9 protein-coding genes are annotated in these 6,522 nt (G+C 60.6%); 3 read left to right on the top strand and 6 right to left on the bottom strand.

The window, feature by feature from the left end; translation table 11 throughout:
* Positions 1–112 precede the first annotated feature (112 nt).
* Positions 113–364, top strand: a complete 252-nt coding sequence (locus GY725_09000; GenBank protein ID MCP4004319.1) for a hypothetical protein — start codon at positions 113–115, stop codon at positions 362–364.
* A gap of 53 nt (positions 365–417) precedes the next feature.
* Here the strand turns inward: GY725_09000 and GY725_08995 are convergent, their stop codons facing one another.
* The 3 genes from GY725_08995 to GY725_08985 are packed head-to-tail and all read right to left on the bottom strand — an operon-like array spanning position 418 to position 2,187.
* Entirely contained in the window at positions 418–774 is a 357-nt protein-coding gene (locus tag GY725_08995) for a hypothetical protein (GenBank protein ID MCP4004318.1), read from the bottom strand.
* Positions 771–1,946, bottom strand: coding sequence for a ThiF family adenylyltransferase (locus GY725_08990; GenBank protein ID MCP4004317.1), 1,176 nt, complete (start codon positions 1,944–1,946; stop codon positions 771–773). The genes GY725_08995 and GY725_08990 overlap by 4 nt, the downstream gene beginning before the upstream one ends.
* The gene (locus tag GY725_08985) at positions 1,921–2,187 is read right to left on the bottom strand and encodes a hypothetical protein (GenBank protein MCP4004316.1); all 267 of its coding nucleotides are present in this window, start codon (positions 2,185–2,187) and stop codon (positions 1,921–1,923) included. The genes GY725_08990 and GY725_08985 overlap by 26 nt, the downstream gene beginning before the upstream one ends.
* A 190-nt stretch (positions 2,188–2,377) precedes the next feature.
* On the opposite strand from GY725_08985, the gene GY725_08980 reads away from it, so the two are divergent.
* A complete protein-coding gene (locus tag GY725_08980) occupies positions 2,378–2,878 on the top strand; it encodes a helix-turn-helix transcriptional regulator (GenBank protein ID MCP4004315.1) in 501 nt (166 codons plus the stop codon).
* Positions 2,796–3,305, top strand: a complete 510-nt coding sequence (locus tag GY725_08975; GenBank protein MCP4004314.1) for an ImmA/IrrE family metallo-endopeptidase — start codon at positions 2,796–2,798, stop codon at positions 3,303–3,305. Before GY725_08980 ends, GY725_08975 begins: the two co-directional genes overlap by 83 nt.
* A gap of 49 nt (positions 3,306–3,354) precedes the next feature.
* On the opposite strand, the gene GY725_08970 is transcribed toward GY725_08975, so the two are convergent.
* From GY725_08970 to GY725_08960, 3 genes are all read right to left on the bottom strand, one after another.
* A complete protein-coding gene (locus GY725_08970) occupies positions 3,355–3,807 on the bottom strand; it encodes a hypothetical protein (GenBank protein ID MCP4004313.1) in 453 nt (150 codons plus the stop codon).
* Positions 3,808–3,816: 9 nt separating this feature from the next.
* Positions 3,817–4,857: an endonuclease/exonuclease/phosphatase family protein gene (locus GY725_08965; protein MCP4004312.1), complete on the bottom strand. Its 1,041-nt coding sequence runs from the start codon at positions 4,855–4,857 to the stop codon at positions 3,817–3,819.
* 552 nt (positions 4,858–5,409) lie between these two features.
* A complete protein-coding gene (locus GY725_08960; GenBank protein ID MCP4004311.1) occupies positions 5,410–6,192 on the bottom strand; it encodes a DNRLRE domain-containing protein in 783 nt (260 codons plus the stop codon).
* Positions 6,193–6,522: the final 330 nt, after the last annotated feature.

Here is a 6,522-nt window from a genome sequence, read left to right as displayed (position 1 = left end):
GTGCTCGCCAGTACACCCTCTCGACGGCTGAACTCGGCTTCCGTGAGCCCGCTCGACCGAAACCGGCCAACGATCTGCTGCCACTCTTCTCGACTCCGACGAACACGCTTCGATCGAACACCCATCGCTCACCTCCCTCTCGTTGCCAGGAAGATCTACACCGCGACTGGGGAACCGGGAAGGACGGCGATCATTGACCGGTTACGACCCGACGCCCAGTGCGCAGGACTTCGAGGTCACGAGACGAATCATCGCTGCGGGCCGACTCGTTGGGGTCGAACTCCTGGACCATATCGTCTGGGCGCGCGACGGGTCGTACAGGGCTCTGCGCACCGAGAGCCCGCTTCTCTTCCAGAGGGACTAGACAATGGTTCACGCACTCGGATCAAGGCCCTCAGCCGCCTGAGCGACCAGGGGCTACGGCCCGCGTTTCGAACGGAAGAAGCGCGCCTTCAGAGCCCGGTCGTCGGCCCGATTCTCCTCAATCTCCTCCTCCGACCATGCCCGGGCCCAGACAACCTCTCCGCGGCGGATCCAGTAGTGGGACCGGCACTCCAGGCTCCAATTGCCCACGGACGGGTCCAGCGAGATCGTCTCCCCGTCGTAAATCAGACGCCAATCGACCGGGGTAAGCGGCGTGACGACCTCGTTCCCGCAGCCACAACAACACGAATGCACCGCCGTACCGTACTCGATGGAGACGTAAACGACGCCGGGATCTATCGAGGCCGGGATCTCCTCGACGAAGACGTGCGAGATCCGGGTGAGCTTCACTCGTAGTCCTCGTTCCGAAGCTGGTTCACGTCGATTACGAACAGGGAGCAGTGCTCCTTCTCGAAATCTCGGTAGAACCCCAGGAGCTTTTTCCACTTCACGATCGCCATGCCCGCATTGATCATGTTGAGCTCGGCGATCTGGATGTTGGAGGTGTAGGCATCGTCCTCGGCCGGTGCGCCCAGCGGGACGCGCTCGCGGAAGTGGTCGCGCTTCTGGGGCGTGCTGGTCGTCGTGCGTAGAATGCCGCCAAGCGCGCCGTCAGTAAGTTCGATTCCCATCCCGACGTCGATGAACGACGACTCCTGCTTCTCCAAGTACTCGATAATGGAGAGCTTCGCGGCGCCATCGTCGATGCACAGGAACACGAAATCGAACCCGCGGAGCTCCTGCAGATTCGAGGCGTCGATCGCGATCGCGTGCGGAACTATCCTGCGGTGCATCCGGGAATACGTGAGGGTCCAATGCTCGACCTTGGTGGGGCGCTCGCGCAGCTCCTCGAGCGAGACCGCACCGGGTGCGCGAAACGCATTGTGGGTCAAGAAGAAGTCTCGATCGAAGAGGTGGATCTGCTCAACGGGGGTCTTTGCGACGCCGTCGAGCACGTAGACCCCGGTGCCTCCCAGGCCCACGATCGCGATCCGATGGCCCTTGAGCCGGCGAGTAGCAGCCGAGATGCCGGCCCGGCTCGACGCCGTATCGGCGTACTCGAAGGGCGACGACTCAGGCGCGGCCGTCGGCCGGAAGGTTTTCGGCGTCACTCGCGGGTCAAGCGACTGCGCCGGACCGCTGATGATCGTGGCGTAGGTGTCGACCTTTTGGAAGTAGTCGGTATAGCCGCTGGGTGGCTTGTTCGAGAACGAGTGGTTCACGACCAGGTCAGGTTCGATCTCCCGGCGGTTCGAGCTGTGGACGATCCCTTCGATACGGCTGCCGTCGCGATGGCAAGGAAAATGGGCGCCTGTGAATTCGATCACGTGCGTCGACGGCCGTTGCGTGCGGTCGCCGCTCAGCGTGAGCTCCGAGACGAGGGCGCCGTACGCAACCGTGGCCTCCGGCGTGACGTACGGGACGTTGTCGACAACGAGGTGGTTCGCGCGGATGGAGATCTCGTAGCCCTCGTCCAGGAGCCGCTGTAGATCGGGACTACGACTTATCAGTGCGGGTGACATTGAAGACCATGCCGTCGCGAATCTTCACGATGTCACCTTCGACGAGCGTGCCTTCCGGCTGGTCCGCTGGGCCGCGCTTGAACACGATGGTGAAGCAGATGTTCCCGCCCTGCGACTGACCCGGGAACGCCAGGGAGACGATCTCGGCGAAGGACACCTCATGCTTAGAGAGCTGGTGCTTCCGGCCGTTGATGATGATGGTGATCGTGTCGTCGTCACAATCCCGATGGGGCTTCGACATGTCCGTCTCCTGTGCCCCGGGCCCAGATCCGGGTGGGGCGCGCTCACGGGGCAACAGCGCCCCAGACCCCGGAAACTCTAACCACAGCCGGAGCCACGTCAACGGTTTGTATTATTATACAAACTAGGAAGTGTGCGGTTATACAAACACGTTTGCGGGATCGCACAAGCTGCCGTAGAATATCGCCCGAATGCGGCGCTCAGCTACCCAGGACCCCGAGGCATCCCGGCTCTACGCCTCGATCGGAGGACGCGTCCAGCAGGCGCGAAAACGGGACGGCTATGGGTGGAGTCAAAAGCAGCTCGCCGACCAGGTCGGCCTGACCCGGAGCTCGGTGGCCAATATCGAGCTCGGCCGCCAGCACGCCCCAATCCACACGCTATGGGCGATCGCGCAGGCGCTTGGCCTCGAGCTTCGCTCCCTCGTACCGACCACAGCGGATCTGGGTACCCCAGCCGAGCCAGGTCTTCCCAGTTCACCACCCAGGGACGGCCGCGCTTCTGAGATGCTCTCCAAGTCGGGGCCCGGTCTCAAGGCCTTTATGTCCAGCGTCCGAACGGAGGTTTTCAATGCCAACACTCAGCCATCAGACGATCGAAAGAAGAGCGATGGAGCTGCTTCGCGAAAGCGGCCAGCTTCACGCTCCAATCGACGTGGAAGCGGTCGCCAAACACCTGGGGATAAGGGTTGAGTACGCGAAGTTCGATGACGATTGCTCTGGCGTTCTGGTGAAGAGCGACGACGGCACCGCTGTGATCGGCGTGAACTGGGATCATCACCCCAACCGAAAGCGATTCACCATCGCGCACGAGATCGGCCACTTCGTCTTGAAGCACGAAGGCGGCACGTTTGTCGATAAAGGGACCTACGCTCGCTTCCGCGATCGTGATGCGTACTCCGGGAAGGTCCGAGACGAGCGCGAGGCGAATCAGTTCGCTGCGGCGCTCCTCATGCCAAAGCGTCTCGTGGGAGAGGTGTCTCAAGACGAGCGCGTCTTGGATCCATCCGACGACGAGGCCTTGGCTTCGCTCGCGCGTGCGTTTCTGGTCAGCCCACAGGCGATGATGTTCCGCTTACAACGCCTCGGTTTCCTGAAGGCAGGCGACAGCCCGTTCTAACAGGGAAGCGGTGGGGCCTCCGTCTTCACGCGGTCCAGCGACGCTCGGCCTAGGACCCCTTACGCTTGCAGGCCAGCGCATAGGTTGTTGTGGCATTGACAACCTGGGTCTCTAGCTGGACCGATTTCGGTTGTTGTTTTCCGGAGCACCTATACTCGACAACGAGGCTCTTTTGCTTGCCACCCCAGGGGTCTCCGAAGTCGTTGAAATTCTTCTGCCAAGAGCAATCGGTCTTGCCTTCGCACAAGGGCCTTACGTGTCCGGTCACGTCCTTTTGGCGGGCTATATCCGTCGGATGGCCCCAAGTCGCCTTGTCGACCGATATTCCCGGTGGCGGCTGCAGCCACCAAGCAACGGCCGCTGCTACAAGGAAGCCCAATCCGCCAAGGAGCTTCACCGTCCGCGCAGACTCGCTCATGGCAGTCGCCACGAGTGCAATTCCGATAGCTAGAAGAACAGCGGGAAGAGGGTGCTCGAGTACCAATCGAATGAGCTCTGCCATTGAACTCTCCTACGTAACGTCCAGCTGAACCCAGAGCGGGCGATGGTCCGAGATGTGGTGCTTCACGTGGGCGTTGAACTTCGAGACCGCTTTGCCCTTCGACATCTGGTTGTCCAGCTTAGTCCAAAGCGGCTTGAAGATGGCCTTGTCGAAGTCGAAGACGCCTTCGTCCACCACTCGGTTCTTCACGCCGCCCGGGGCGAACACCATCTGGTCATACGTCTTGTCGTTTCCCAAATTCGAACCCGCGGTCTTAGTGACATATTTGACCGGCTGCCAACCGAACTTGACGAGAGCCTTGTACGTGGCTTCCTCGGGTTCCATCGCCGGAACGTTCATGTCGCCAAGCATGATGATGTCCTTGTCGTACGTTTTTGACGAGTCGACTCGACGGTTCGCCCAGCGACTAAGGGCGTAGATCTCGAGCACTCGCCGAGCATATCGTGCTCGCTCATCCTTCTTCTTCGAGTTCTGGAACTTCCCGAAATAGAGATGGCAGTTCGCGAGAACGAAATCGAAGTTCCCGCTCTTGAAGGAACCAATGGCTGGATTTCGGTCGAATGGAACGAACCGAAGGCTCTTGAACTTGTCGACACGCGGCGTCCCGGTCGCGTCGGTCCAGCGAACGTTCACAGTGCGCTTGGGGTACTCCAACTCTCGGAGCGCGACCTCGCCGAACAGGTTCGCGGGCTTCACGCGGCTTTTCCGATACACGAACGCCATCCGCTCAGTGTTTCCCGCGGGGTCCGTGATGAAGTAGTCGAAGGCCGGGCCGAGATGCTTCAGAACCGTGTGGAAACTTCCGAGCTCGTCTTTGACTTCCTGGATTGCGACAAGGTCGAAGCGCTTCAGGATGTGAGCGATGAGCTTCTTTGCGTTAAGCGTCCGTCCCTGAACGCCAAGGTTCGCGATGTTCCAGGTCGCGAGCAGAAGACGTCCCGAGGTCGACTTCGGCACCTGGCGCTTCGTGAAATGCTTCGTGACCGCGGTCCGCTCGGCGGCATACGAATACGTGTGCTTGGGAACCGGGCTTTTGAACTTGAGGGCCATTCCTGCGCACTCCGGGGCGCCGTCTAGCGCCTTAGGCGGTCAAATCGTGCTCTCAGGATAGTGTATGAAAATACCCGTTTTCGATACCTATGGGCCCGGCCGGGCAAGACCGACGCGCGAACAAGCTCCCGCCTAGAACAGCTCCCTCTCAGGGAAACGCCCCCGCGTCTGCGCTAGTCGGCGATCCAAGCGCAGGTCCTGAACTCGCTCGTCGGACCACCCCGCCCTGGTATGTTGGCTGCCTCATCCTGCAGGCACGCTGCGGGTGCGTTGGAGCAGGGTCAATGAACAAGGAGCAGGAATTCCTAGACATCCTCCTTGAGCGGGCGCTCAACGGGGGCGCCGACGCGCAGAAGCTTCTTCGACTTCTGTCCCAGGCTGTTCGTCGCCTGAGGCCCGTGAGGCCGTCGTTACCTCGCTCGTCTCCCTCGCCTGACCGGCGGGAGTTCCTGGTCCAGAGGTCACGGCGCGCGCTCAAGAGCGCCCAGGGCCTAGTCGAGGGATCCGCGTCCCTGGTCTGGCACAGATTGGCTTCGAATTCACGTCCTATTCCTATTGGACCCGCAACCTCGCCCTGCCGCCGATGACGACCACTACCGCTAGCATCGAGCCAACGAGTGCAGCCATCCCCAGAAGTGGAAGAGCCGGAATGGCCGTCAATACGGTCAATTTCGGCGCCGAGGCTGCGGTCTCCTTCGACGCGAAGTTCTGGCCAGCCAGCAAGGGAGTCGTGTCAATCAAGATCAGCGTCGCGCGGTCGTCCGTATCGCTGGCAAGGAAATTGACAAGTGCGATGCCCGAGAACGTTTGGAGATCTCCGTCCAGCGTGTTCTGAGCGACGGTGATCGTACCGAGAAGCGTCGCGTCTGCGGTGACGGTGTTGGCTGGAAGGCTCGGGTTATGTGGAACGTTCGGGTCATGTGCCGGGGCGTCGGTCCAGTCGATCATCGATTCGTCCCAGCCCTCCTTGCTCGTGCCGTCATTCAGACCGTACACGGCATAGGTATGGTCGCTGGCGGGGTTGAATGTGGATGCGACGTTGGATACGAGGGTCAGGGTCGCGCTCGAGATTGTTCCCGAGAGGCTCGACAGATCAAATCTGTAGTAGCCCTTCCTGTAGTTGTCTCCGTTCGCTCCCCCGGACTTTGTCTCGACGATCCCCTCGGTCCCGAAGTTGTCGTCCTCGTGTACTCCAGACCTGATGTGCGCATCTGCGCCGATTCCGTCAGCGGTCGTGATCTCCACAGCCCGCGCCTGGGCGGACATCAATATCGAGAGACCGGCAGACGCAAGAAACGCAACCGTCAAGCTGAGCGGAGTTCGAGACCGCATCATCGTTGTCCTCCTGCGTCCGTCGTTATTCAGGACGCGTCCTGCGGGAAACAATACGTATCGAGAGCAGCCCCGCTGGTCTGGCACCAAGAGCAACGCTGCTCTGAACTGTTTATGAAACTACCTGTTTTCGATACCTATGAACACCCATTTTCAACACCTATGGAGCGCTAGCCTCAGTGATCACCCCAATAGCGGCCATACGTGATCACTTCAAAACCGGCCATTAGAAGTCGTCCGGGACGGGTTTCTGATTATCTACGCAGCGTCATTCGCTCGCAAGGTTGCCTTTTCCCGAGTTCGCCAGCTCCGCGGTCCGGTTTTCAGGATGTG

This window comes from bacterium (assembly GCA_024226335.1).
GTDB lineage: Bacteria > Myxococcota_A > UBA9160 > SZUA-336 > SZUA-336 > JAAELY01.
Note: the sequence above shows the minus strand (reverse complement) of the source record. Positions and strands in the feature narration are given on the sequence as shown.